Below are 23,865 nucleotides of genomic sequence, written 5' to 3' on the forward strand. Positions count from 1 at the left end.
ATTAATTTAACGCGGCGAGGGGGCGGGTTGCCGCGCGGCGCACCGCGCAACAAGCCAGGGCAGGTTATTTGCCGGCGACGAAGATGGTGCTCATGCTGCGCAGCCGCAGCTTTTTCATCGCGCTGTATTTCTGCGAAAAGATGGTTTTCGGGTGCGTACCGCGCTTTTCCGCAATGTGCAGCAGGCTGTCGCCGCGCAGCAGATTGAAGATCACGTCGCTTTCCGCCGGGCTGAGCTCGCGGGTTTTCTGCACCTTGATGCCGCCCGGTTCTGTGCTTTCCAGCAGCCGCTGGATTTTTTCCTGCAGCGAATAAAGCGGAATGCGGGTGGAGACCAACTCGACGGAAATCCCCAGGATCGACAGCAGTTTCACCACGCGTTCGTCGTCATAGAACACCAGCAGGCGCGTCTTGCTGTTGTACTGCTGGTGCAGGGACACCAGGCTTTCTATCACGTTGACGCTCTGTTCCAGATTTTGCGAGGTGAAAATCAGCGCAATGTCGTGCTTGGTGATCTTCTCTGCTTTGGCGCCGCCGTGCATGAAATCGGAAAACAGGCGGATATCGTAGGCGCCGTAATGTTTCTTCAGCAGCACCGACAGGCCAACATAGCTGTACTTACACTCACTAATCACAAGAACGTTGTTTTTAGACATAGGGCAAACACCAATACCGAGTTAAAAGTATTCAGCTGTAAGAAGCGAGTTCAAATCCTTGATGCTGGATTCCTTCCACAGCTTTCCCTGCAGTGCGTAATATGGCATTTCATCCAGCCATTTCTTGTGTTCGGGAGTTTCAACTCCTTCGATAATTACCTTGTAATGATTAAGGTAAAAGAAGCGCAGCAACGCGCGCATCAAGCCCTCGCCGCCGGACTTTTTCATAAAGTCCCAAAGCAGAAAACGATCGAGCTTAACGAAGCGGAACTGACTGTTGTACAACGCGGAAAAACCCGCATAGCCAGAACCAAAATCATCGAGCCAAAATGAATAACTATTCAATGACGGATCGCCGTGTACGCGATCTTTCACCAGCCGGGTTGAATTCTCGCTGATCTCGAAATGAATACAGCGCATAGCATTAATTCTTTCGGCAAAGTGACTATTCGCCAGCGATTGCAGGGAATAATCGTCAACATTCAAAGTGGCTATCACTTGGTTTTCATGAAACCAGTGTTTGTATTTATCGATCAGATTGATCTGATCCATCAAAATCGCAATCCGGGTGGCGCTGTCGGCGTGGCGAAAGAACTGTTCAGGAGAAAAATGGGCATATTCGCTATTAAACGTAAAGCGAGACAGACATTCAACGGCCAGCAATTGTCCCGATTTTGCGAACATTGGCTGAAAAACATAATTAATGCCGTTATTTTTCTCTCTGAAAGAACCGCTCATTTCCCAATCCTTGGATTGATATTTAACTTGTTGATTTTAAATAATAAAAAAGAAAGTTACTCCGGGGTTATTGGTAAATTTCTTATTTAAAGCGCCAGAATGGCCGAAGCGTGTCGACAGACCATTTAACGCGTAATTCGTGCCAAAGTCCAAACGTCGCAATCTGTTACTAAATGTAAATATTCGGGATAATGTTCTGATTTTCAGGCCTTATCGCAAAATCTTGAACTCTGCAGCTTTCCCAAACACAGATTATTCCTATTCGTATGAATCGTCAACATCGATCGATAGGTATTCGCCGATAGTTTATTCCTATCAAGAGGGGCCTTATGAATGTTTTAAACGATTTAACATTAAGAATATGCTTAGTCTATATTTCGTCCGGCAATGAGTTCATCGAGGCAACGCTCCTTTTCAGCAAGGGAGTGCTATCGCTGAGTGTATGCTCAGTGGCGGCAATATATATATAAGCCCGCCACTGAATCGATTATTTTATTGTTCTATGGAGCTGGAAATGAAAAAAGTATTATTGCCTTTGGCTGCCCTGGTATTGTCTGCAACTGCTTCCAACGCAATGGCAGCAAACGGCACTGTTAAATTCACCGGTGAAATCAAACAGTCTACCTGCCAGGTAACTAGCGATACTCAGAATAAAGAAGTTTACCTGGGTACTTACCCAACTTCTGCTTTCCCAACCGTGGGTTCTAAATCCGCTTCTAAAGCTTTCCAGATCTCTCTGGAAAAATGTGATGCCGGCGATTACAGCCTGCGCTTCGACGGTAACACCGTTGCTGGCAACCCAGACCTGCTGTCCGTAAGCAACGTTGGCGGCACTGGCGCAGCAGCTACCGGCGTGGGTATCGAAATCACCGATAACAATGGCAAGCCATTCGCTATCGGCGACGGTTCCAACATCAACGACGACGTAGCGAAAGTCACCATCGCTGCTGACGGTAAAGCGACCTTCAACCTGCAGGCTCGTTACCGTTCATTCGATAGCAACGTAACTGCAGGTCTGGCTAACGCTACCAGCCCGTTCACTATCGAATACAAATAATCGTCTTTCAGGACACACACGGCCAAGGATGGCCCGTAGAGGAAACCGATGAAAAAGTTCTTTGCTGCTCTGCTGATGCTGGGCGCCTTTAACAGCTACGCCGGTATCCAGGTAGATGCCACTCGCGTGATCTATAAAGGCGATGACAAATCCGCCTCTCTGCCGATTCATAACGATGCTTCAGAAGCTTATATGGTGCAGACCTGGCTGGACACCGGTGACAGAAACCAAGTGCCGAAAAATCTGCCTGTCGTTGTCGTTCCACCGATTCTGAAATTGGACGCTGCTAAAACTGCAGTTCTGCGCTTTATCTATTCCGGTAATGGCTTACCTCAGGATAAAGAAACCCTGCTGTGGATTAACGTGCAGGAAATTCCACCGGCGCCGAAGCAAGAAAACGTGCTTCAGGTTGCGGTGCGTACCCGAATCAAACTTTTTTACCGGCCGGTGGCGTTGAAAACGACGCTGGACGAGCAAGTGCAAAACTTGCGTTGGCAGCGTGAAGGTTCACGTCTGCAAGTGGTTAACGATGGGCCGCTGCATATTACCTTTGGGGCGCTGCACTTGAAAAACAGCGCAGGCAAGACCGTGGATGTGGACGCCAACATGGTGAGCCCGAAAGATCGCTTATCGATCAACATCCCGGCGGGCGTCAGCGTCGGCAACAAGATTGCTTTCAGTTATATCAACGATTTTGGCGGTAGAACGGAAGTCAAGGACGTTCCAGTACAATAAGAGAGACAGGGAATGGCAAATCAACGAAGAGTAGCAGGCGGAACGACGCGGCTGACACAGCTGATCCGAATTGCAATCATTGCTGCCAGTGCGCCGATGTTATGGAGTGAAGCGGCGCTGGCAGAGTTTAACATGTCGTTTATTCACGGCGATGAAAACCTGAGCAACGCGGAAGCGGTCGCCCAGGGCGATGCTTTGCAACCGGGCGTTTACCCATTCGACATCTACGTCAACCTGACCCAGGTCGATCATAAGGATGTTACTTTTCGTCAGGTTAAAGGCCAGACCGCGTCTCAACCCTGCCTGAAAGTTGAAGACCTGCGCAACTACGGCATCAAACTGCCGGAAACGCTGCAGGCCGGCAGCTGTGTTGATGTGTCTGAGTTGATTAAAGACGCCACCGTCAGCTATGACGCGGCGGTGCAGCAGATCAACATTTCCGTGCCTCAGACCATGATGGATCTGAGCGCGATCGGGGCGATCCCGCCAAGCATGTACGATGAAGGCATCAACGCGCTGTTCGCCAACTATAACTTCAACTACAACAAGAACAGCTATCGCCGAGATGACGCCGACGACAGCGAGTACATGTTCCTCGCGCTGAACAGCGGCCTCAACCTGGGCAGATGGCGCCTGCGCAACAACTCCACTTGGGACAAGCAGAGTGGCAGTAGCAGCAACTGGACCAACGTCTCCTCCTGGGCCGAGACCGATATCGTGCCTTGGCGCAGCCGTTTGGTGATGGGCCAGGCGAGCACCAACAACAGCGTGTTCAACAGCTTCCAGTTCCGCGGGGTGCAACTCTCCAGCGTTGACGACATGCTGCCGGACAGCCTGCGCGGTTATGCGCCGGTGGTGCGCGGCGTGGCGGCGACCAACGCCCGCGTCGAGATCCGTCAGAACGGTTACGTCATCTATAGTACCAACGTCGCGCCGGGTCCTTTTGAGATCCACGACGTCTATCCGCATACTAACAACGGTGACCTGCAGGTCACCGTGAACGAGGCCGACGGTTCGCACAAAACGTTCAGCGTCGCCTACTCTTCCGTGGCCAACATGCTGCGCGAAGGCATTTGGAACTTCCAGCTGACCGCCGGTAAATACCACAACGGTAACGGCGGCTATCAGCCGAAACTGATTCAGGGTACTGCGGCATACGGCATGAACTATGGCCTGACGCCGTTCGGCGGCGCCATCATCGCCGAGCACTACCGTTCTGCTGCCGTGGGTATCGGTAAGAGCCTGGGATCATGGGGGGCCATCTCCGTGGACGGTTCTATCTCTGATACCGAGCTGGCGAATGGCGATCGCAAGCAGGGGCAGAGCTTCCGTTTCCTGTACTCCAAGTCGCTCAACCAGATGGGCACCAACTTCCAGTTGGCGGGTTATCGCTATGCGACTTCCGGTTACTACGATCTGAGCGATGCGGTCCAGGAGCGCAACAGCTGGCGCAACGGCATTTATGCCAACGATTACTGGGATCCGAACGATCTGCAGCCGGGCCAGCCTTCCTGGAGCAACAACCAGAAACGTACCCGATACACCGCGCGCTACGGCAACAAGCGTGAACGCGTCGAGCTGTCGCTCAGCCAGCAGCTGTGGGCGGGCGCCAGCCTGTACGCCAACGTGAGCCACCAGAACTACTGGGGCGTGTCCGGCAACGATCGCACGATTCAACTGGGTTACAATGACGGCTTCAAGCGTATTTCCTACGGGGTTTATCTGCAGGATACGCGCGGCCAGTACGGCTATTCCGATCGCAGCGTGAACTTCACTATGTCGATTCCGCTGGATTGGGGCCAGAGCAACAACTCGACCACCGCCAACTTCAGCGCGGCGCACAGCAAACAGAGCGGCGACAGCTACTCGACCGGCATCAGCGGCACCATGCTGGACGACCGTCGCATGAACTACTCAGTTTCCACCGGGCATACGCAGTCCTCCGGTCAGAGCAGCAACCTGAACCTGGGCTACAGCAGCAGCATCGGTAACATCGACGGTAGCTATGCCTACAGCTCGAAATACCGCCAGGAAGGGCTGGGCGTCTCCGGCGGCCTGCTGGTGCACTCCGGCGGCGCGACCCTGACGCAGCCGTTGCAGAACACCATCTTGCTGGTGGAAGCGAAAGACGCCAAAGGCGTGCGTCTGGAAAACCAGCCGGGCGTGACCATCGATCGCTTCGGTTATGCGGTTGTGCCGTCGGCCAACCCGTACCGCTACAACTATGTAGCGCTGCGCACCGAAGATTTCGGGCCGGGCCTGGATGTGCCGGTGGCCAGTAAGCAAGTGGTGCCGACCGAGAAGTCGGTGGTGAAGGTGAGCTTCGATACCTTCAAGGGCGTCAGCCTGCTGATTCACGCTCGTCTGGGTGACAACGGTTATCCGGCCATCGGCGCCGGAGTGTTCAACGAGTCCGGCCGCAACAGCGGCACCGTGGGCCTGGAAGGCGCAACCTATGTTTCCGGCGTGAAAGCGGGTGAGAAACTGACGATCAAATGGGGTCCGAAAGCCGATCAGCAATGCGTACTGCCGATTCCGGCGGACGTGGGCGACAAACAAGCGGCCATGGGATATCAGGAACTGACCCTGCAATGCCAAAAACTGTAAGGTACACCATGAACTTGAGCAAATTAGCACGTAACACACTTCTGTCGGTGGTGGGGCTGGCGGGGTTGGCGATGGCGCAACAGGCGGCGGCGATGCAGTGCCGCTTCGGCAACTCGACGGGTTCAAAAAACCCGGTTGGCAGCGTAACGCAGGATATCGATGTCGGCCGCCCGATCGTGCTGGCCGCCAGCGACTTCGTCAAAGGCAACCTGATTTGGCGTTCGCAGAACTTTACCTCGACCTTTACCTGTTGGGATACGGATAACTACCCGCGCGGAGAGAACGCTTACATCTATTGGAACCCGCAGAACTCGTTCGGTGCACTGGATAAGTCGCTGGAGATTGGGGTATCGATCAACGGGCGTGATTATGACGCGATCAACCTGAAGCAAAGCTCCAACCGGCCGACGGGCCCTGATTTGGGGCCGGGTACCAAACCGGGTAGTAACAGAAGAAAAGCCGATCCTCAGGCGGTGACTGCCACCTATTCGGTGTATATCAAAGCCACCGGGGTGAAACCGCCGGCGGGTAACTTCCCGCCATTGGCGCGCGCGTCGCTGTTCCAGATCGATGGTGAGTTGGGGCTGAACGCCACCAAAGACAGCAACTTTAACGCCTATATCAAAGGGTTGGACAAGATCCGCGTGATTCAGTGCAACCCGCAGATCACCGTATTGGCCAACAACGGCGCCAGCGTCGATTTCGGCGTGCTGACGACTTCCAGCGCCAAAACCGGCACTATCGCCAAACAGGTGCCGTTCGACATCAAGGCCAGCTTGAGCGGCGGCGAGTGCGCCGGCCAGTCTCTGCAAGCCAGTTTTAGCAGTACCAATGCCGATCCGTCAGACAACACGCAGATCCTGCCGACCACCCAACCGGGCGTGGCAATCTTCCTGACGCAGCAGCGCGACACCAGTAAAAAACCGATCCCTCTGCAAACTAACGTGGATTTCGGCGGTGTGCTGCAGGATAAGCAGAACGAAGTGAAAGAGACCTTTATCGCGAACCTGAAGTGGTTGACCAATACGCCGAAGACCGGGGTGTTCAACGCCACCGCCAACGTCGACGTCACCTTCAAATAATCCGGTGTCTCTTCGATAAAAAAGGGTTCAGTTCTTCGCGAACTGAACCCTTTTTTTGTACTTTGCAGCGTGCCGATTAACGCAGCCCCATCCAACTGGTGCAGACGCCTTCCGGCGGCTTGCCCGCATACCAACGAGGCAGCGTAGGGGCATCATGGCGCTGTTCGGCCTCCGCCTCTACCGGCTGCGCCGGCCATTCCGCGACGTCCCAGCGGGTGGTGCGGCGGTACACTGCCGGGGTTTTGCCGAACTGTTTCTTGAAGGCGCGTGAGAACGAAGGCTGAGAATCGAAGTGGTATTGCAGGGCGATATCCAGGATCGGGCGTGGGCTGGAACGCAGCGCCTGCGCCGCCTGCGAAAGACGCCGCTCGCGGATATAGCTGCCGAGTGCATGGCCGGTGGTGCTGCGGAACATGCGCTGCAGGTGCCATTTGGAGTAGCCCGACTTGGCTGCGACGTTGTCCAGCAGCAGCGGTTGATCCAGATGAGTTTCAATCCAGTCTAGTAAATCGTGAATGATATTGACGCGATCCATGGTTTTAGTTCTCCCGCAAAAACGACATTCAGGTCACAGTGACTTAGCTTAATTATCCAAGAATATACTTTGATAATAGGCGCGAGCACGCCGTTACGCAAGGGTGAAGCGGGGGTAAAAAGGTGGCCAAAAATGCTCTTTGAGCGGCAGGGGTATAGAAAAAAGGCCGCATAAAGCGGCCTTTTCAGCAAGAAATGATGGGAAATCAGTTGGTTTCCGGTTTCACTTCAATGTAGTTCAGACCCAGCACGCTGCTGGTGTAGCCGCGGATCTTGTTGGTCATCTCGATATCGCCGTTCAGCTTGTGGCCGTAAGACGGGATGATCTCTTTCAGCTTGCTCTGCCATTCCGGCGTCGCCACTTTGTCTTTGAACACGGTTTCCATCAGATGCAGCATGATCGGTGCAGCGGTGGAAGCGCCCGGCGAAGCGCCCAGCAGAGCGGCGATGCTGCCGTCTTCGGAGCTGACGACTTCGGTGCCGAACTGCAGCACGCCGCCTTTATCCGCGTCTTTCTTGATGATCTGCACGCGTTGGCCTGCGGTCCACAGCTTCCAGTCTTCCTGCTTGGCGTCCGGGAAGTACTCTTTCAGCGCGGCGAAGCGATCGTCGTCGTTCATCATCAGCTGGCCGACCAGGTATTTCACCAGATCGAAGTTATCCAGACCGACGTGGGTCATCGGCATCAGGTTCGAGGTGCTCAGCGAGTGCAGCAGATCGAACAGCGAGCCGTTCTTCAGGAACTTGCTGGAGAAGGTGGCGAACGGCCCGAACAGCAGCACGCGCTTGCCGTCCAGCATGCGGGTATCCAGGTGCGGCACGGACATCGGCGGCGAACCTACGCTGGCCAGGCCGTACACTTTGGCCAGGTGCTGGTTGGCGATCTCCGGATTGGTGGTGACCAGGAACTGGCCGCCGACCGGGAAACCGCCGTAGCCGTCGGCTTCAGGGATGCCGGATTTCTGCAGCAGGGTCAGGGATGCGCCGCCTGCGCCGATGAACACGAACTTGGCGTTAACGGTGGTTTCTTTACCGTCGCGGTTCAGATCGGCAACGGTCACGCTCCAGGTCTGGTCGGCGTTGCGCTTGATGTCGCGCACTTCGTGGCTCAGGTTCAGCTTGAACTTGTCGCTGGTGCTCAGCGCGTCAACCAGCTGGTGGGTGATCACGCCGAAGTTGACGTCGGTACCCAGCGGCATGCGGGTGGCGGCGATTTTCTGCGCCGGATCGCGGCCGTTCATCACCAGCGGTGCCCACTGCTTGATTTGCGCAGGATCTTCGGAGTATTCCATGCCGCGGAACAGGGTGCTGTGCTGCAGCGCCGCGTAGCGTTTACGCAGGAAGTTGACGTTGTCGTCGCCCCACACGAAGCTCATGTGCGGCACGCTGTTAATGAAGGATTTCGGATCTTTCAGGACATCGTTTTTCACCTGATAAGACCAGAACTGACGGGAGATTTCGAAAGACTCGTTGACCTTCACCGCCTTGCTGATGTCGATGGTGCCATCGGCTTTTTCCGGCGTGTAGTTCATTTCGCTGAAGGCGGAGTGGCCGGTACCGGCGTTGTTCCAGCCGTTGGAGCTCTCTTCCGCCACGCCGTTCATGCGCTCGTACATGTCGATGGTCCAGGTCGGCTCCAGCTCATGCAGATAGGTACCCAAGGTGGCGCTCATGATGCCGCCGCCGATCAACACCACGTCGACGGTTTTATTCTTCTCTTCAGCCGCCGCCTGCTGCGTAACGCTAAACAGGCTGAGACTGAAAATCAGGACGAGTAATTTTCTCATTGAATTAAATCTCTTGTGTGTAAATTCTACTCATTGCAGGTGAAAGAATTTAGCGGGAGTTACCCTGGAAAATAATGAAGCCGACCGCCCGGCGTGAGCCGATAGGCAGCGATAATGCCTTTTTGTTAATAGGGTTTTTAACGAAAAGTGAACTATTGCAGGCCGTCCGGATGCAAATTGATCGGTTCACGTTACTGGCGGGGTATTATTGTTTGCGAGAATGTTAAAAACTACTTTTGTAACTAAAAAAAATGAATATAAGCAAAAAACGGCCGGTTGTTGTCGCAGGAATAAACAGCGAGGGGAGAAGGGCTATATAACCGCGTTATTTCCAAGGGTTAATTGTCGCGCAATTAAACGTTATTTCGTTATCACACAATAATTGCGGTTAAATTGCAAATACGCATCGGTAACCAATAATAAATGGCCGCCATTGCGGGCGGCCAGGATTCACAAGGCGGTTACTTGATGCCCATCGCATCGCGCATGGTGAAGAACAGATCGGTCTGATCGGTCAGGCCCACCACGTTGGCGGCGTGCGGGCCATAGGCCGCAACGCGCAGCTGGGTGCCGGTGTGCCCCTGCGACTCCTCTTCCGAGTTGCCGTAACTCAGGGTCATCGGCGCGCCGTCTTTGGTGGTCAGCGTCTGGGTCAGGCCCGGCGCTTTGGCGTCGGCGGTGACGATCTGGCTGGAATGCGCGTGGTCGGCGGTGACGATCACCAGCGTGTTGCCGTCGGCGCGGGCGAAGGCCAGCGCTTTTTGCACCGCTTCATCCAAATCGACGGTTTCGCCAATCTGCCCGCATGGGTTGGCGGCGTGATCCTGCTTATCGATCGACGCGCCCTCTACCTGCAGGAAGAAGCCGTTCGGGTTGTCTTTCAGCAGCGCGATCGCTTTTTCGGTCATCGCCGCCAGCGTTGGCGTGGCGGCGGTGCGCGCCGGGTTGTTTTCGCAGGTTACCGCCGGTTTGTCGAGGTTGCCGTGGTAGCTGGCTTTCGGCCCCAGCCAGCGCACCGGCATGTTGCCGTCGGCGAACAGGCCCAGCAGCGGTTTTTGCTGGTTGGCCAGGGTGACGGCCTGCAGTTCATCCGCGTTGCTGACCCACTGATAGCCCTGCGCCGCCGCCTGGTCTTTCAGCGATTTCCCCTGCCATTCGCCGCTTTTCGCCAACTGGTTGAAGGATTTCGCACCGCCCCCCAGTGTGACGTCGGCGCGGGTTTTCAGCAGCTGTTCGGTGATGGAGCCGCGGCCGCCGTTTTCCAGCGCGTTAGCGGCGCATTTCTCGCTGGTTTCCTCCGGGCCATAGCATTTGCGCGAGGTGACGTGCGACACCAGCGCCGCCGGCGTGGCGTCCTGCAGTTCGGCGGTGGAGACGTTGCCGGTGGCCTTGCCGGCCGCCTTGGCGATCTCCAGCAGCGTCGGCTGGTCTTTGCCGTTCACGTCTACGCCGAGCGCGCCGTTATAGGTTTTCACCCCGGTGGCCCAGGCGGTGGCCGAGGCGGCGGAGTCGGTCACGTAATCCGGCTTGTGGGTTTTCTTGTCCAGCGAGTAATGCGTGTATTGCCCGGTCAGCTGCAGGGCGTCGATGCCCTTGAAGTAACCGCCCGCGCCTTCAGCGTAGTTGCGCGCGGCGGTGATCTCGGAATCCCCCATGCCGTCGCCGATCAGCAGGATCACGTTTTTCGCCGGTTTGTCCGACAACGACGCCTTCAGCGCGGCGGTCTGATCGCCGGCCAGACGACGGGCGCCGCCCGGTTCGACGAGGTTGCCGCGCGCGGCGCGCTCGGTCAGGCCATCGGCATTGGCCGAGGTTTCCGCCGCGAGGGCGGAGGAACAGAGCAGGGCGGACAGCACGGCGCCGGCGATCAGGGATACAGCAGGTTGCATGGGGTAAGCTCCTTGTCGTAATACAACAATGTAAATAACATCAAATTGTTACGTAAGGAGAGTAGAGCAGAGGGATGACAATTTTATGACAGCGAAAATGGGACGACCCGACGGTCATCCCGTTTGGCATTCAGGCTGCGCGCGCCGGGATCGCGAGCCCGCGCTGCACCGCCGGCCGAGCCAGACCGCGCTCCAGCCACTGCGCGACGCGTGGGAAGCGGTCGAACTCTACCAGCTCGCGCGCCTCATAGAAGCCGATCAGATTGCGCACCCAGCCCAGCAGCGAGATATCGGCGATGCTGTAGTCCGCCCCCATGATCCAGTCGCGGCCTTCAAGGCGCGTTTCCAACACGCCGAGCAGGCGTTTCGATTCATTTTTGTAACGCTCCAGCGGCCGCTTGTCTTCATATTCGCGCCCGGCGAATTTGTGGAAGAAACCGAGCTGGCCGAACATCGGGCCGACCGCCGCCATCTGGAAGAATACCCACTGAATGGTTTCGTAACGCTGTGCCGGATCCTGCGGCAGAAAGCGGCCGCTCTTTTCCGCCAGGTAGAGCAGAATAGCGCCGGATTCGAACAGCGGCAGCGGCCGGCCATCGGGGCCGTCGGGATCGATGATCGCCGGGATCTTGCCGTTCGGGTTCAGCGCCAGGAATTCCGGCGTCCAGGTTTCGTTGTTGCCGATGTCGATCAGGTGCGCTTCATAGGGCAGGCCGATCTCTTCGAGCATGATGGACACTTTGACGCCGTTCGGCGTCGGCAGAGAGTAGAGCTGCAGCCGTTCCGGATGCTGAGCCGGCCAGCGTTTGACGATCGGGAATTGGGTGGAATCGAGCATGGAAACTCCTCGGGTTGGCGGGATCGTTTAAGCGTACCCCTTGAGTATTGCAGTAAAACTACCCCGACGCTGAGCTACAGCGTGAGTTCAAAATGTGCGGCCAGCGCTTTTTTACCGGCGTCGGTCAGCTGCAGCTCGCGGCTGTCGAGTTGGCGCAGCATCCAACCGCGTTTGATAAAGGCGTTCAGCAGCGCAGCGCCAAGCGCGCCGCCGAGGTGGACGCGGCGTTCGCTCCAGTCCAGGCAACCGCAGGCGAAACGGCGGCGGGTGGGGGCAGGGGAACAATCGACGCCCAGCCGCGCCAGCGCGACCTGACCGGCGTCGCTTAAGCGGTAGTCTTCCTCGCCACTCAACCAGTTCAGCGCATGCAGCCGATCGTGCAGCTTCACCGCTACCTCGCCCGCCATATGGTCGTAGCAGGTGCGGGCATATTGCAGCGAGGTCGGCGTGCTGCTCTTCACCGACGGGCGCGGCACGCCCGTCAGTGCCATCAGGCCTTCCAGCGCGGCGGCCACCGGTTGCGCGGCCAGCCGAAAATAGCGGTAACGTCCCTGTTTGAGGCAGGCGATAAGCCGCTGCTCCAGCAGTTTCGCCAGATGCGCGCTGGCGGTGGAGGGAGCAACCTCGACCGCCGCGCTGAGCTCGGTGGCGGTGTAGGCGCGCCCGTCCATCAACAGGCACAGCATACGCGCCCGGGTGCGGTCGGCGATGGCGGCGCTGAGCGCCGCTAAACGATCTTCTATCTCGATGTTATGCATACTTCGAGGTTAGACGAAGTATGACGGCGCGTCCATCGTTAGCCTGTGGTTATCGCCATCTGGTTACGAGGGAGAAAACCATGTCCGTGTGTCCTTATGCCGCCGCGCTCGCCGCCGAGCCGCAGGCCCATTATCGCGCTCTGCCGCCCCTGAGCTGGGATAGCGCATGGCAATGTTGGGTGGCCGCGGCGCCGCAGCTAGTGAGGGAAGCGTTGCTCAATGCCGATCTCGGCGTTCGGCCGGCCGATGAGCCGGTGCCGGTGGCCTTGCTGGAGACGCCGATGGCGCCGCTGTTCGCCGGGCTGGTGCGGATGCGCGACGGCGAACAGCACCACGCGCTTAAAGCGGCGCTGCAGCGGGCGCTGGCCGTCTGTTCGGATGCCCTGGTTCGGCAAACCGCTGCACAATGCGCTGAGTGGTTAGCGCCAAAGGTGCCCGATGCGGCGGCGATCACTCGCTTTAACTACGGATTGCCACTCTGCAGCCTCGGCGCATTGTTGGGTGTGCCCAGGGCGCAATGGCCATGCCTGATCGACGACGGTCTGGACTTCGTCCGCTGTATCGCACCCGGCAGCACACCGCCGCAGCTGGCGCGGGGTATAGCGGCAGCGCAGCGGCTCAGCGCCCAACTGATGGCGGAGCATGGCGTGCTGCGCAAGGCTTTGGAGCGGGAGATTGGCGATGCCCGGCTTGAGTTGGCCAATGCGCTCGGCCTGCTGTTTCAGGCCTGTGAGGCGACGGCGGGCTGGATCGGACAGGCGTATTGGCTGGCTCGGCAGAACGGTGAAGTGGACATTGCGCTGGATCGGATACGGGCGCTAACGCCGCCGATCCAAAACACGCGCCGTTTCGTCTTGCGCGAGACGCAGCTTGGCGGTTGCACGCTGCGCGTGGGGGAGACCGTCTTGCTGCTGCTCGGTGCCGACGGCGGACTGGCCTTCGGCGCGGGGGCGCACCGCTGCCCGGGCGAACGTTGGGCGAGGATTATCGCGCGCTGCGGCGTTGCGCATCTGTGTTCGTTGGATATTGATGAGCGGGCGTTGAAATCGGTGCAGTGGCGCCGTTCGCTGAATGCGCGCGTGCCGGAGTTTTACCGTTGAGAGGAGACGAGGATGATTGCCGTGATTTTTGAACTGCAGGCCGCCGACGGGCAGCGCGATACCTACCTGGCGCTGGCGGCGGAGCTGAAGCCGCTGCTGGCGCAGATCGACGGATTCATCTCCATCGAGCGCTTCCAAAGCCTGGCGGATCCTGCGCGCCTGCTGTCGCTCTCTTTCTGGCGCGACGAGGCGGCGGTGCAGCAGTGGCGCAATCTCGAACAGCACCGAGCGGCGCAGGCGCGCGGCCGTGGCGAGGTGTTGGCGCAGTATCGGCTGCGGGTGGCGGAGGTGGTGCGGGATTACGGGCTGGACCAGCGTGAGCAGGTACCACAGGACAGCCGTTGCTATCACCGCACCTGAGTAAAAGCCCGCCGCCGGCGGGCTTTCATCCGCTTATTTCGCCTCGCTGCCCACCTTCATCGCTCCGGCGTAGCTGGCGCCCATTCCCCAGGCGGCGCCGTGGTCGCGGGCGATCTGCAATACGCCTCCCGCCGTGGCCTTGCGGCTCCAGTCTTGCTGCCATTCCAGCATCAGCGCCACCCAATTGATGGGGGTAGCGCCCGCTTGCACCAAGCGCTGCATGGCGTTGTTTTGCGTGTCTGGCGTAATATCGCCGGTGACGTCCGACAGGATATAAACCTCATAACCCTCGCCCAGGGCGGACAGCGCCGGCAGCATCACGCAGCTGGCGGTCCATAGCCCGCCGATGATGATTTTCTTGCGGCCGGATTGCTTGATCAGATCCGCCACGCGCCGGTCCTGCCAGACATTGATGGCGGTGCGATCGTACACCTGCAGGTCTGGGCGCGCCTGCGTCACCTGCTGGAATACCGGTCCGGCGAAGCTTTTGGCGTTGGCCGATGCCAGAATGGTCGGCACATTGAATACCTTGGCGGCCTTGGCGATACCGGCGGCGTTATTCACCAGGTTGGTTTGATCGATAGAAGAAACGGTCATGCCGAACATGTCCTGCAGATCGACCAGCAGCAACAGGCTGTTGTCGGCGGTCAGCGGTTGCACATAACCCGCCTGACGGCTGTCGGCGACAGGGGATTGCGCCAGCGCGACGACGGGGGCGGTGGCGGCGCTCAGGCCGAACATCAGGGCGAATAGGGTCTTTTTCATTATTAACTCCACGATTATCAGTAAATTAAGTTCACTTACCACTCAGGGAAGCGGTTGGATAAAGTCTACTGATGTTGATGGGGTTAATAATCTGTGGTTTATTGAATTTATAATTAACCCGTAGGACATAATATGGATGTGCTACTGACGATGCGCGCCTTTCGCCGCGTGGTCGAACGCAACAGTTTCTATAAGGCGGCGGAGGATCTGGCGATCACGCCGGCGGCGTTGAGCAAGCAGATTAAGCAGCTGGAAAATCGATTGGGTACGCTGTTAATCGTGCGCACCACTCGCAGCATGAGTCTGACCGAAGCCGGCCAGCTCTATTACCAGGAAGCCTGCCGGCTGCTCGGCGAATTCGACGCGCTGGAACAGACGGTGGCGGCCAGCACGCAGCAGGTTTCCGGCATGCTGCGGGTTAATGCGCCGCTCTCGTTTGGCCTGACGGTGCTATCGCCGCTGTTGCCACTGTTTATGCAGCGTTACCCGCAATTGCAGGTAGAACTGACGCTGGATGATCGCGTGTTGGACGTGGTGGCGGCCGGTTTCGATATCTCACTGCGCATTCGTCGGCGGTTGCCGGATTCATCGCTCAGCGCGCAGGCGCTGGGGGAGATACAGCAACGGATTTGCGCCGCGCCCGGTTATCTGGCGCAGCACGGTGTGCCACAGGCGCCGGAGGAACTGCAGCGGCACAGTTGCCTGGCGTATTCTTTGGCGGAAAGGCCGGGACAATGGCAGTTTAGCGCCGGCAGCGACAGCCTGAGCGTGGCGTTAACGCCGCGCTTCACCGCCAACAACAGCCTGATGTTACGCGATATGCTGGTGGCGGGGTTGGGGATCGGTTCACTGCCGTCGTTCGTGGCCGATCCCGAGATCGCCGCCGGTCGGTTGGTGCCGCTGTTCCCCGCAATGGCCGCCGAAACGCACCAGGTGTTTGCGGTGTATCCGACGCGCCGGCATTTGCAGCGGAAGGTGAGGTTGTTCACCGAGTTTGTGCGTGAATGTGGGCTGAGAACGCCGGATTGACAACGGTATTGGATTGCCATATTCATTAGACATGAGCAAATCTTACCGCCTATTCGCGCAAATTATTATCACCTTTCTCCGAAGGGTGGGATAGCGCGTCTGTCGCAAATAAAAAACCCGCCGGCAAGGCGGTTTTTTTATCCCCTTCCGGCAAAGACCGGAGAACATTATGAAAACCCACCCTGCAGTTTTACACCTGATGTGCGGCAAGGCCGGCGCGGGCAAATCGACGCTGGCGCAACGTTTGGCGCAGCAGCCGCAAACGTTGCTGCTGGTTGAAGATGCGTGGCTGGCGACGCTGTATGAACAGGAGATGACCACCCTGCAAGACTATGCGCGCTGTTCCGCCCGATTGCGGCGGGCGCTGGGCGGGCACATCGTTCAACTGCTGCGCGGCGGCTGGTCGGTGGCGCTCGATTTCCCGATGAATACGCCGGACCGGCGGCGCTGGGCCAAAGCTCTGGCGGAGGAGGCCGGCGTCGCGCACTGCCTGCACTATCTCGACGTCAGCCATGTGCAGTGCCTGAGCCGCATAGCGTTGAGGAATGCGCGCGGCGAGCATCCGTTTACCCTGAGCGAAGCGGAGTTTGAGCACCTGGCGCAGTACTTCGTTCCTCCGACGGAAGAGGAAGGAATGACGGTGGTACGCTATGGTGAACAGGACTGAAAACCGGCGCCGTAATGGCGCCGGTAACAGGGTTAGGCTTCGGCGTTAAACGCGGCGTGGAAAGCGACTTCAGCACGCGGCAGCCCACCCTGGAAGGCGACGGCGCGGAAGTACTCTTGCGGTACGCCCGGCAGGGTCAGGGCGGTCTGCGCCTGGAAGCCGAAACGGCCGTAATAGTTCGGATCGCCCAGTACTACGCAGCCTGCGGCGCGCTCTGCTTGCAGCTCGGCCAGCAGTTGGCGGATCAGGCGGCTGCCGATCCCCTGGCCTTGGTAAGCCGGCAGTACCGATACCGGCGCCAGCCCGTACCAATCGGCGGCGCCGTTGCTGAGCACGACCGGAGAGAGGGCGGCGTGCCCGATCGGTGTGCCATGTTGTTCGGCGATCAGCGACAGGGTGAGCGCGCCCGCAGCGCGCAGCGCGTTGACGATAAACTGCTCGGTGTGGCTGCTGTGTTCGGCGTGCAGGAACGCGGCGGCGGTCAGGGTGGTGATGGCGCTGACGTCGGCCGGCGTTTCGTGGCGTAAAATGATGCTCATAGTCTTTTCCTTATACGGATAAGGGGGTGCCGGCCGGGCAGCCTGCCCGACCGGTATCGATGATTAACGGTTATCCAGCTGCGCGCGCACGGCCTTGAGCCCGGCGACGGTGACGCGATAAGGGCGCCCCTGGCGAGAGAGGATCAGGCGTTTGGTTTTGAGCTTGGTGAAAATGGCCAGCGAGCAGTCGGCCAGGCCGAGCCCTTCGCGGGTGTAGCATTCGACGCGGGTGACGTGACCGGCGTCGCTGCGGGTGAAGGCGATATAGCCGCCTTTGGCCAACACGTGCAGCACGCGTTGTTCCGCTTTGGAAATGTTCATGTTGGGAGATCCTGTAATAACCCCAGATACGCGCATCCCCGCGCAAACGCGCGTCGGATACGTCAGAGTCCCTCGCCATACGGCAAGGAAGCGACTATCGGGTGGTTACAATCTCCAACATACAGGCCTCGGGCAGTGAAAAACGCCAGGGCGGCGTTTCAGCGCGGTTACTGTAGCCAATGACCGATTGGCTGTCAATCCGCCGGCGACGCGGGCCGCCGGCGAAAAGCCCATTAGAAAGGCTTGGTCGGCAGGTATTTGCCGTCCAGGGTGATCACCGCGCGTTCGCCGCCGTCCGGATCGGCGACCTTCTTGATATCCAGCTTGAAGTTGATGGCGCTGATGATGCCGTCGCCAAACTGCTCGTGCACCAACGCTTTCAGCGTGGAGCCGTAAACCTGCAGCATTTCATAGAAGCGATAAATGGTCGGATCGGTCGGCACGCCGCCGGGGATGCTGCCGCGCAGCGGGATGGTTTGCAGCAGCTGCACCGCCTCTTCGTCCAGCCCCAGCTTGGCCGCTACCGCGCGCGCCGCCGGTTCCGGCAGCGCATGCTGCCCGAGCAGCGCGGCGGTGACGAATGCCAGACTGAGGCCGGTGCCTTCGGTCAGCGCTTCGAACGTCAGGTTCTGGCGGATTTTGGCGGCCATGATGGTGTCGGTAAGCGCTTCGCGCGGGGCGGCGTTATGCAGAGAGTGTGTCATATTGGCTCCTTGTTGGCTTAAAAACGGGCGATCGCCGGCGTGGCGGTCACCTCGGGATGGGTGGCGAGCGGCACGAAGCGGCGGGTTTCACCGTCCAGCGCCTCGATAGCGCCGCTGGCGATGTCATAGACCCAGCCGTGCAGCTTCAGGCGGCCCTGCTCCAGCGCCAGGGCGACGGAAGGGTGCGTTTTGATGTTGTTGAGCTGGGCGATGACGTTCTCGCGCACCATCGACATGACCCGCGCCTCATCGGTGGCGTGCGGATAAGCCTGATTGACCGCCCTGGCCGAATCGGCGTAGCGCAGCCAGCCGGCGACCGTCGGCAGGTGATCCAGACACTGGCAGGTGGCGATGGCGGTCATCGCGCCGCAGTCGGAATGGCCGCAGATCACGATATCCTCCACGCCCAGCGCGGCGACCGCGTACTCGACCGAGGCGGAGACCCCACCGGGTTCGGGGCCGAAGGAAGGCACGATGTTGCCGGCGTTGCGGATCACGAACAGATCGCCCGGCTCGCGCTGGGTGACCAGCTCCGGCACCAGACGGCTGTCGGAACACGAGATAAACAGGGTGCGCGGGTTTTGGCGGGTCGCCAGCCGCTGAAACAGCGCCGTGCGTTCAACAAAGGCTTCGCGCTGGAACTTCAGAAAGCCCTCAATCACCTCTTTCATCTTTTTCTCCCTGGGGTGTCGTTATGCGATGACGGCATGATGAACGCTTCTGGCTATAGGGTCTAAGACCCATTTATAATGATATCTATAGGTATTGCTAATAGCTGGGGCGCTATGCTGCTGCGACACATTCGATATTTTCTGGCCGTTGCCGAACAGGGCAATTTCACCCGCGCCGCTGAAGCGCTGCACGTCTCGCAACCGACGCTGTCGCAGCAGATCAAGCAGCTGGAGGAGGCGCTGGGGGCGCCGCTGTTCGATCGCAGCGGCAGAAGGGTGCAACTGACCGACGCCGGTGAGGCCTGGATGCGCTATGCTCGGCTGGCGCTGCAGGATTTGGACGCCGGCGCGCGGGCGATCCATGACGTGGCGACGCTGGAGCGGGGCCATTTGCGGCTGGCGATGACCCCGACGTTCACCGCCTATCTGGTGGGGCCGGCGATCGATGCGTTCTACCGTCGCTATCCGGGAGTCACGTTGAGCATTGAGGAAATGGCGCAAGAGCGGATCGAAACGTTGCTGGCGCAGGATCGACTGGATCTGGGCATCGCTTTTGAGATGGCGCAGTCGGTGGAGGTGGAAGCCACGCCGTTGTTCAGCGAGACGCTGGAGCTGATGGTCGGCACCGATCATCCCCTGGCGGCGCGGCGTCGGCCGCTGGCACTGGCGGAGTGGCAACATCTGCCGCTGGCCTTGCTGAGCGGCGACTTCGCCACGCGGCAGTTTATCGATCGCTACTGCACGCAGCTCGGTTTTCGGCCGCAGGTGGCGGTGGAGGCCAATGCGCTGGGCGCCATCCTTGAGATCGTGCGGCGCGGGCAGCTCGCCACGCTGCTGCCGGCCGCCATTGCGCGCGAGAACCGGCAGTTGAAAAAGGTGGTGCTGGCCAACGCCATGCCGGCCCGGCAGGCGGTGTTGCTGCAGCGCAAAGGCGCTTACCGCAGCGCCGCCGCGCAGGCGTTTATCGCCGTAGTGCAGCAACAGGGCGTTACGCCAACGCACTCCAGCGCTGCGTCATCCCGAGCAGATGCACCAGCCCGAAACCGAGGCAAATCAGCGAGCTGACGACGATGAAGCGTTGGCTGCGGCCGGTATCGCGCAGGGCGAAGGGGCCGGCGACGCCGCGCAGCAGGTAGATAAAGGTGATGATAAACAGCGCGGGCCGCAGCAGCGGCAGCGGCGCGATCAGCCCGGCGCCGGACAGTGCGTACAGAGCCCAAATAAACAGCACCAGCGCGATACCGGCGGTGACGACGGCCGGGAACTTTTTACCGGCTTCCGCCGCCTTAATGAAGCGATCGCCGGCGCCGCACAGCCGATAGCCGCGCGGCCCGGCGGCGATCACCCAAATATGCAGCAGGGCGGCGATGGCGCTCAGCGCCGCGCCGATCAACAGCGCGGTGTTATAGAGGTGTGGCATGGTAGGGCTTCCCTGTCAGCAGAGTGGTTGGCATGAAGCGTAGACCAGAAAAGACGAATTAACCGAACGCAACAGGGAAGAGGAGCACGTGATGAGAGTGGCGACAGGCATGCTGAGCGTATTGGCGCTGTGGAGCGGGCTGGCGATGGCGCAATCTGCGGCGCTGACGCTGCCGCGGGAAGACAAATCGAGCATTCGTTACTATCTGGATGCCGCCGTGCCTGGGGAGACGTCGCCGGCGCTGCTGGTGATCCTGCAAGGCTCGGATTGCAACAGCGTGCGGCATATTCGTCTGGTCGCGCCAATGCGGCAGGTGTTACCGGCCGCAGACCTGCTGACGGTGGAGAAATACGGCATCGACGACCGGTTGCCGTACAGCGAAGACGTGCCGCGGCGGGATTGTCCGGACGCTTTCGTGCAGCGCGACACGCCGCAGCAGCGGGTGAGCGATGTCACCCAGGTGCTCCAGACGGTGATTAAGCAAAACGGCTATCGACAGGTTGCGGTGCTGGGGGGCAGCGAAGGGGCGGTGATCGCCAATCTGGTGACGGCCTCCTCGGGCCGGATTGACGCCACCCTGGCGTTCAGCGGCGGCGGACGATGGTTCATCGACGACGTGCGCCACAGCGCCGCCGGCGCGCCGGCGGAAGAGAAAGCCGGGCTGAACGCATTTTTACAGCAGGTGCTGGCGGCGCCGCCGTTCACCCTGAACGCCAGCGATCATGGCTATGGCTGGTGGCATGGCATGCTGAGCATCGATCAGCTCGCCACCCTGCGCAGCATCAAGACGCCGGTGCTGATCGTGCAAGGCGGCCAGGATCGTGCCGTTTCGCCGGGGGCGGTCGGGAAAATGATCGCCGAGCTGCGGGCCGCAGGCAAAACGAATATCACCTACCGGAATTATTCGGCATTGGACCATGTGATGCGGCGCGAGAACGGCGACAGCGAGATGACGCGGGTGGTGGCGGATATGCGCGCGTGGCTGGAGCAGCAGCTGCGTTGAGCGGCCATGCCACTCACAAATATTCTTGCTAATCAGGCGGTGCGCTCGTTGGGGCGTTTCGCCTGGGTATTTTCCGTTAAACCGCCTGCGGGCGGATGTGCCCGCAACCGCTCAAAATGTCACCGAAACTTCCCGCGATCTCTGCACCCCGTTGTGGCATAATGCGCGCCAAATCACATTCCCTATGTATAAAGAGCGAGCGCTGTGTTAAGCACTAACAACATCACCATGCAGTTCGGCAGTAAGCCGCTGTTTGAAAACATCTCTGTCAAATTCGGCGGCGGCAACCGTTACGGCCTGATCGGCGCCAACGGCTGCGGCAAGTCCACCTTTATGAAAATCCTCGGCGGCGATCTGGCACCGAGCGGCGGCAACGTGTTCCTCGATCCGAACGAGCGCCTGGGTAAACTGCGTCAGGACCAGTTCGCCTTCGAGCAGTACAGCGTGCTGGACACCGTGATCATGGGCCACACCGAACTGTGGGCGGTGAAGGAAGAGCGCGACCGCATCTACGCCTTGGCGGAGATGAGCGAAGAAGACGGCTATAAAGTGGCCGATCTGGAAGTGGCCTACGGCGAAATGGACGGCTACAGCGCCGAAGCGCGTGCCGGCGAACTGCTGCTCGGCGTCGGCATCCCGGTGGAACAACACTACGGTCCGATGAGCGAAATTGCGCCAGGCTGGAAACTGCGCGTGCTGCTGGCGCAGGCGCTGTTCTCCGATCCGGAAATCCTGCTGCTCGACGAACCGACCAACAACCTGGACATCGACACCATTCGCTGGCTGGAAAACGTGCTCAATGAGCGCAACAGCACCATGATCATCATTTCGCACGACCGTCACTTCCTGAACATGGTCTGCACCCACATGGCGGATCTGGACTACGGCGAACTGCGCGTTTATCCGGGCAACTACGACGAATACATGACCGCCGCCACTCAGGCGCGTGAGCGTCTGCTGGCGGACAACGCCAAGAAGAAGGCGCAGATCAATGAGCTGCAATCGTTTGTCAGCCGCTTCAGCGCCAACGCCTCCAAATCCAAGCAGGCCACCTCACGTGCCCGCCAGATCGACAAGATCCAGCTGGAAGAGGTGAAAGCCTCCAGCCGTCAGAACCCGTTCATCCGTTTCGAGCAGGACAAGAAGCTGTTCCGTAACGCGCTGGAAGTGGAAGCGCTCACCAAGGGCTTCGATGAAGGTCCGCTGTTCAACAAGCTGAACCTGATGGTGGAAGTGGGTGAGAAGGTCGCGGTGCTGGGCGCCAACGGCATCGGTAAAACCACCCTGCTGAAAACGCTGGTGGGCGACGCACAGCCGGACAGTGGCAGCGTGAAGTGGTCGGAAAATGCCCGTATCGGTTACTACGCGCAGGATCACGAATACGAGTTCGACGACACCCTGAGCGTGTTCGACTGGATGAGCCAGTGGAAGCAGGAAAAAGACGACGAGCAGGCGGTGCGCAGCGTGCTGGGCCGTCTGCTGTTCAGCCAGGACGACATCAAGAAGAAAGTGAAGGTGTTGTCCGGTGGTGAGAAGGGCCGCATGCTGTTCGGCAAGCTGATGATGCAGCGCCCGAATATTCTGGTGATGGACGAACCGACCAACCACCTGGATATGGAATCCATCGAATCGCTGAACATGGCGCTGGAGATGTACGAAGGCACGCTGATCTTCGTCTCCCACGACCGTGAGTTCGTCAGCTCGCTGGCGACGCGAATTCTGGAAATCACCCCGAACAAGGTGATCGACTTTACCGGCAACTACGAAGACTATCTGCGCAGCCAGGGTATCGTGTAATCCTCACGGCAACGCATCAGGGCGGGAATTATCCCGCCCTTTTTTTATCCGTCATTTCCCGCCGCACACTTCGCAGTGCGGATCCTTTGGCAGTTTCATCTCGCGGAACTGCATGCTCATCGCATCGAACATCAACAGTTTGCCGCGCAGCGGCTGACCATAGTCGGCCAGCAGCTTGATGGCTTCCATCGCCTGCAGAGTGCCGATAGTGCCGACCAGTGGCGCCATCACGCCCGCTTCAACGCAGGTGAGGGCGCTGTCGCCGAACAATCGGCTCAGGCAGCGGTAGCAGGGTTCGCCTGGCTGATAGGTGAATACGCTGAGCTGGCCCTCCATACGGATCGCCGCGCCGGAAACCAGCGGCTTGCGCTGCGCGTGGCACAGACGGTTCAGCGCATCGCGCGCCGCCACGTTGTCGGTGCAGTCCAGCACCAGATCGCAGGCGGCGATCTCTGCCGCGACCGCGTCATCTTCCAAACGGCCGTCGATCGCGTCGATGCGGATATGCGGGTTGATGGCGCTCAGTTCCTGCCTGGCCGAGGCGACCTTGCTCATGCCGATGCGATCGTCGCGGTGCAGGATCTGGCGCTGCAGGTTGGAGAGTGAGACAGTGTCGAAATCCACCAGCACCAGATGGCCGACGCCGGCCGCCGCCAGGTAAGGCGCGGCGGCGCAGCCCAGCCCGCCCAGCCCGGCGATCAGCACGCGGGCGGCCTTCAGTTTCTCCTGGCCGTCGAAGTCAAAGCCGCGCAGCACGATCTGGCGGTTGTAGCGCAGCGCTTCGGCGTCGGTCAGTTCCGGCAGCATGT

The 23,865-nt window shown here is 59.3% G+C and carries 25 protein-coding genes; 11 read left to right on the forward strand and 14 right to left on the reverse strand.

What is annotated here, in order from left to right; translation table 11 throughout:
• Window positions 1–64: 64 nt before the first annotated feature.
• Together GKN89_RS08750 and GKN89_RS08755 are read right to left on the reverse strand one after the other, a co-directional pair.
• Window positions 65–655: a LuxR family transcriptional regulator gene (locus tag GKN89_RS08750; protein WP_025159982.1), complete on the reverse strand. Its 591-nt coding sequence runs from the start codon at window positions 653–655 to the stop codon at window positions 65–67.
• 21 nt (window positions 656–676) lie between these two features.
• Window positions 677–1,393 carry an EAL domain-containing protein gene (locus GKN89_RS08755; RefSeq protein ID WP_019454458.1) on the reverse strand — a complete coding sequence of 239 codons (717 nt, stop codon included), beginning with the start codon at window positions 1,391–1,393 and terminating at the stop codon, window positions 677–679.
• 514 nt (window positions 1,394–1,907) lie between these two features.
• Between GKN89_RS08755 and GKN89_RS08760 the strand changes: the two genes are divergently transcribed.
• The 4 genes from GKN89_RS08760 to GKN89_RS08775 are packed head-to-tail and all read left to right on the forward strand — an operon-like array spanning window position 1,908 to window position 6,874.
• Entirely contained in the window at window positions 1,908–2,450 is a 543-nt protein-coding gene (locus tag GKN89_RS08760; RefSeq protein ID WP_033647475.1) for a fimbrial protein, read from the forward strand.
• A 48-nt stretch (window positions 2,451–2,498) separates the two neighbouring features.
• Window positions 2,499–3,185: a molecular chaperone gene (locus GKN89_RS08765; RefSeq protein WP_063919038.1), complete on the forward strand. Its 687-nt coding sequence runs from the start codon at window positions 2,499–2,501 to the stop codon at window positions 3,183–3,185.
• A 12-nt stretch (window positions 3,186–3,197) separates the two neighbouring features.
• A complete protein-coding gene (locus GKN89_RS08770; RefSeq protein ID WP_154746796.1) occupies window positions 3,198–5,792 on the forward strand; it encodes a fimbria/pilus outer membrane usher protein in 2,595 nt (864 codons plus the stop codon).
• Between the two features lie 14 nt (window positions 5,793–5,806).
• Window positions 5,807–6,874 (forward strand): fimbrial protein, encoded by a 1,068-nt coding sequence (locus GKN89_RS08775; protein WP_370520183.1) that lies wholly within the window; start codon window positions 5,807–5,809, stop codon window positions 6,872–6,874.
• A gap of 76 nt (window positions 6,875–6,950) precedes the next feature.
• Here GKN89_RS08775 and GKN89_RS08780 read toward each other — a convergent pair whose 3' ends face one another.
• The 5 genes from GKN89_RS08780 to GKN89_RS08800 form a co-directional block, all read right to left on the reverse strand.
• Window positions 6,951–7,409 carry a helix-turn-helix domain-containing protein gene (locus GKN89_RS08780; RefSeq protein WP_154746797.1) on the reverse strand — a complete coding sequence of 153 codons (459 nt, stop codon included), beginning with the start codon at window positions 7,407–7,409 and terminating at the stop codon, window positions 6,951–6,953.
• A 205-nt stretch (window positions 7,410–7,614) separates the two neighbouring features.
• Window positions 7,615–9,195 (reverse strand): malate:quinone oxidoreductase, encoded by a 1,581-nt coding sequence (locus tag GKN89_RS08785; RefSeq protein ID WP_063919041.1) that lies wholly within the window; start codon window positions 9,193–9,195, stop codon window positions 7,615–7,617.
• Between the two features lie 461 nt (window positions 9,196–9,656).
• Window positions 9,657–11,084: an alkaline phosphatase gene (phoA, locus tag GKN89_RS08790; protein ID WP_154746798.1), complete on the reverse strand. Its 1,428-nt coding sequence runs from the start codon at window positions 11,082–11,084 to the stop codon at window positions 9,657–9,659.
• Window positions 11,085–11,214: 130 nt separating this feature from the next.
• A complete protein-coding gene (locus tag GKN89_RS08795; protein ID WP_019454451.1) occupies window positions 11,215–11,922 on the reverse strand; it encodes a glutathione S-transferase N-terminal domain-containing protein in 708 nt (235 codons plus the stop codon).
• 74 nt (window positions 11,923–11,996) lie between these two features.
• Window positions 11,997–12,680, reverse strand: a complete 684-nt coding sequence (locus GKN89_RS08800) for a helix-turn-helix transcriptional regulator (protein WP_154746799.1) — start codon at window positions 12,678–12,680, stop codon at window positions 11,997–11,999.
• A gap of 80 nt (window positions 12,681–12,760) precedes the next feature.
• Between GKN89_RS08800 and GKN89_RS08805 the strand changes: the two genes are divergently transcribed.
• Together GKN89_RS08805 and GKN89_RS08810 are read left to right on the forward strand one after the other, a co-directional pair.
• Window positions 12,761–13,780 carry a cytochrome P450 gene (locus GKN89_RS08805; RefSeq protein WP_154746800.1) on the forward strand — a complete coding sequence of 340 codons (1,020 nt, stop codon included), beginning with the start codon at window positions 12,761–12,763 and terminating at the stop codon, window positions 13,778–13,780.
• A gap of 12 nt (window positions 13,781–13,792) precedes the next feature.
• Window positions 13,793–14,140: an antibiotic biosynthesis monooxygenase gene (locus tag GKN89_RS08810; protein ID WP_154746801.1), complete on the forward strand. Its 348-nt coding sequence runs from the start codon at window positions 13,793–13,795 to the stop codon at window positions 14,138–14,140.
• A 33-nt stretch (window positions 14,141–14,173) separates the two neighbouring features.
• Here the strand turns inward: GKN89_RS08810 and GKN89_RS08815 are convergent, their stop codons facing one another.
• Window positions 14,174–14,905, reverse strand: coding sequence for an isochorismatase family protein (locus tag GKN89_RS08815; protein WP_084799113.1), 732 nt, complete (start codon window positions 14,903–14,905; stop codon window positions 14,174–14,176).
• A 132-nt stretch (window positions 14,906–15,037) separates the two neighbouring features.
• Between GKN89_RS08815 and GKN89_RS08820 the strand changes: the two genes are divergently transcribed.
• Window positions 15,038–15,934 carry a LysR family transcriptional regulator gene (locus GKN89_RS08820; RefSeq protein WP_154746802.1) on the forward strand — a complete coding sequence of 299 codons (897 nt, stop codon included), beginning with the start codon at window positions 15,038–15,040 and terminating at the stop codon, window positions 15,932–15,934.
• Between the two features lie 169 nt (window positions 15,935–16,103).
• The gene (locus GKN89_RS08825; RefSeq protein ID WP_154746803.1) at window positions 16,104–16,601 is read left to right on the forward strand and encodes an ATP-binding protein; all 498 of its coding nucleotides are present in this window, start codon (window positions 16,104–16,106) and stop codon (window positions 16,599–16,601) included.
• Between the two features lie 32 nt (window positions 16,602–16,633).
• Here GKN89_RS08825 and GKN89_RS08830 read toward each other — a convergent pair whose 3' ends face one another.
• The 4 genes from GKN89_RS08830 to GKN89_RS08845 form a co-directional block, all read right to left on the reverse strand.
• Window positions 16,634–17,140, reverse strand: a complete 507-nt coding sequence (locus tag GKN89_RS08830) for a GNAT family N-acetyltransferase (RefSeq protein ID WP_063919047.1) — start codon at window positions 17,138–17,140, stop codon at window positions 16,634–16,636.
• A 63-nt stretch (window positions 17,141–17,203) separates the two neighbouring features.
• A complete protein-coding gene (locus GKN89_RS08835) occupies window positions 17,204–17,461 on the reverse strand; it encodes a YjhX family toxin (protein WP_019454443.1) in 258 nt (85 codons plus the stop codon).
• Between the two features lie 233 nt (window positions 17,462–17,694).
• Window positions 17,695–18,165, reverse strand: a complete 471-nt coding sequence (gene cynS / locus GKN89_RS08840; protein ID WP_154746804.1) for a cyanase — start codon at window positions 18,163–18,165, stop codon at window positions 17,695–17,697.
• A 17-nt stretch (window positions 18,166–18,182) separates the two neighbouring features.
• Complete coding sequence (locus GKN89_RS08845; RefSeq protein ID WP_063919049.1) at window positions 18,183–18,836, reverse strand: carbonic anhydrase; 654 nt, start codon at window positions 18,834–18,836, stop codon at window positions 18,183–18,185.
• A 114-nt stretch (window positions 18,837–18,950) separates the two neighbouring features.
• Between GKN89_RS08845 and cynR the strand changes: the two genes are divergently transcribed.
• Complete coding sequence (gene cynR, locus GKN89_RS08850) at window positions 18,951–19,901, forward strand: transcriptional regulator CynR (protein WP_154746805.1); 951 nt, start codon at window positions 18,951–18,953, stop codon at window positions 19,899–19,901.
• On the opposite strand, the gene GKN89_RS08855 is transcribed toward cynR, so the two are convergent.
• Window positions 19,825–20,256: a hypothetical protein gene (locus GKN89_RS08855; protein WP_019454439.1), complete on the reverse strand. Its 432-nt coding sequence runs from the start codon at window positions 20,254–20,256 to the stop codon at window positions 19,825–19,827. The genes cynR and GKN89_RS08855 overlap by 77 nt on opposite strands.
• 91 nt (window positions 20,257–20,347) lie before the next feature.
• On the opposite strand from GKN89_RS08855, the gene GKN89_RS08860 reads away from it, so the two are divergent.
• Together GKN89_RS08860 and GKN89_RS08865 are read left to right on the forward strand one after the other, a co-directional pair.
• A complete protein-coding gene (locus tag GKN89_RS08860; protein WP_154746806.1) occupies window positions 20,348–21,259 on the forward strand; it encodes a S9 family peptidase in 912 nt (303 codons plus the stop codon).
• A gap of 204 nt (window positions 21,260–21,463) precedes the next feature.
• On the forward strand, window positions 21,464–23,056 hold the full coding sequence (locus tag GKN89_RS08865; protein ID WP_370520184.1) for an ABC-F family ATPase: 1,593 nt from the start codon (window positions 21,464–21,466) through the stop codon (window positions 23,054–23,056).
• Window positions 23,057–23,107: 51 nt separating this feature from the next.
• Here the strand turns inward: GKN89_RS08865 and moeB are convergent, their stop codons facing one another.
• On the reverse strand, window positions 23,108–23,863 hold the full coding sequence (gene moeB, locus GKN89_RS08870; protein WP_063919052.1) for a molybdopterin-synthase adenylyltransferase MoeB: 756 nt from the start codon (window positions 23,861–23,863) through the stop codon (window positions 23,108–23,110).
• Between the last annotated feature and the right edge of the window lie 2 nt (window positions 23,864–23,865).

Source organism: Serratia sp. YC16 (assembly GCF_009707615.1).
In the GTDB taxonomy this organism is placed as follows: domain Bacteria; phylum Pseudomonadota; class Gammaproteobacteria; order Enterobacterales; family Enterobacteriaceae; genus Serratia; species Serratia surfactantfaciens.

What these genes read in the sequence shown, in the direction of transcription:
- GKN89_RS08860 (WP_154746806.1), top strand. Translation starts at nt 20,348, where the DNA reads ATGAGAGTGGCGACAGGCATGCTGAGCGTATTGGCGCTGTGGAGCGGG.
- GKN89_RS08780 (WP_154746797.1), bottom strand. Translation starts at nt 7,409, where the DNA reads ATGGATCGCGTCAATATCATTCACGATTTACTAGACTGGATTGAAACT.
- GKN89_RS08820 (WP_154746802.1), top strand. Translation starts at nt 15,038, where the DNA reads ATGGATGTGCTACTGACGATGCGCGCCTTTCGCCGCGTGGTCGAACGC.
- GKN89_RS08830 (WP_063919047.1), bottom strand. Translation starts at nt 17,140, where the DNA reads ATGAGCATCATTTTACGCCACGAAACGCCGGCCGACGTCAGCGCCATC.
- GKN89_RS08825 (WP_154746803.1), top strand. Translation starts at nt 16,104, where the DNA reads ATGAAAACCCACCCTGCAGTTTTACACCTGATGTGCGGCAAGGCCGGC.
- phoA (WP_154746798.1), bottom strand. Translation starts at nt 11,084, where the DNA reads ATGCAACCTGCTGTATCCCTGATCGCCGGCGCCGTGCTGTCCGCCCTG.
- GKN89_RS08795 (WP_019454451.1), bottom strand. Translation starts at nt 11,922, where the DNA reads ATGCTCGATTCCACCCAATTCCCGATCGTCAAACGCTGGCCGGCTCAG.
- GKN89_RS08755 (WP_019454458.1), bottom strand. Translation starts at nt 1,393, where the DNA reads ATGAGCGGTTCTTTCAGAGAGAAAAATAACGGCATTAATTATGTTTTT.
- GKN89_RS08845 (WP_063919049.1), bottom strand. Translation starts at nt 18,836, where the DNA reads ATGAAAGAGGTGATTGAGGGCTTTCTGAAGTTCCAGCGCGAAGCCTTT.
- GKN89_RS08810 (WP_154746801.1), top strand. Translation starts at nt 13,793, where the DNA reads ATGATTGCCGTGATTTTTGAACTGCAGGCCGCCGACGGGCAGCGCGAT.
- GKN89_RS08760 (WP_033647475.1), top strand. Translation starts at nt 1,908, where the DNA reads ATGAAAAAAGTATTATTGCCTTTGGCTGCCCTGGTATTGTCTGCAACT.
- GKN89_RS08770 (WP_154746796.1), top strand. Translation starts at nt 3,198, where the DNA reads ATGGCAAATCAACGAAGAGTAGCAGGCGGAACGACGCGGCTGACACAG.
- GKN89_RS08750 (WP_025159982.1), bottom strand. Translation starts at nt 655, where the DNA reads ATGTCTAAAAACAACGTTCTTGTGATTAGTGAGTGTAAGTACAGCTAT.
- GKN89_RS08765 (WP_063919038.1), top strand. Translation starts at nt 2,499, where the DNA reads ATGAAAAAGTTCTTTGCTGCTCTGCTGATGCTGGGCGCCTTTAACAGC.
- cynR (WP_154746805.1), top strand. Translation starts at nt 18,951, where the DNA reads ATGCTGCTGCGACACATTCGATATTTTCTGGCCGTTGCCGAACAGGGC.
- GKN89_RS08785 (WP_063919041.1), bottom strand. Translation starts at nt 9,195, where the DNA reads ATGAGAAAATTACTCGTCCTGATTTTCAGTCTCAGCCTGTTTAGCGTT.
- GKN89_RS08815 (WP_084799113.1), bottom strand. Translation starts at nt 14,905, where the DNA reads ATGAAAAAGACCCTATTCGCCCTGATGTTCGGCCTGAGCGCCGCCACC.
- cynS (WP_154746804.1), bottom strand. Translation starts at nt 18,165, where the DNA reads ATGACACACTCTCTGCATAACGCCGCCCCGCGCGAAGCGCTTACCGAC.
- GKN89_RS08805 (WP_154746800.1), top strand. Translation starts at nt 12,761, where the DNA reads ATGTCCGTGTGTCCTTATGCCGCCGCGCTCGCCGCCGAGCCGCAGGCC.
- moeB (WP_063919052.1), bottom strand. Translation starts at nt 23,863, where the DNA reads ATGCTGCCGGAACTGACCGACGCCGAAGCGCTGCGCTACAACCGCCAG.
- GKN89_RS08835 (WP_019454443.1), bottom strand. Translation starts at nt 17,461, where the DNA reads ATGAACATTTCCAAAGCGGAACAACGCGTGCTGCACGTGTTGGCCAAA.
- GKN89_RS08855 (WP_019454439.1), bottom strand. Translation starts at nt 20,256, where the DNA reads ATGCCACACCTCTATAACACCGCGCTGTTGATCGGCGCGGCGCTGAGC.
- GKN89_RS08800 (WP_154746799.1), bottom strand. Translation starts at nt 12,680, where the DNA reads ATGCATAACATCGAGATAGAAGATCGTTTAGCGGCGCTCAGCGCCGCC.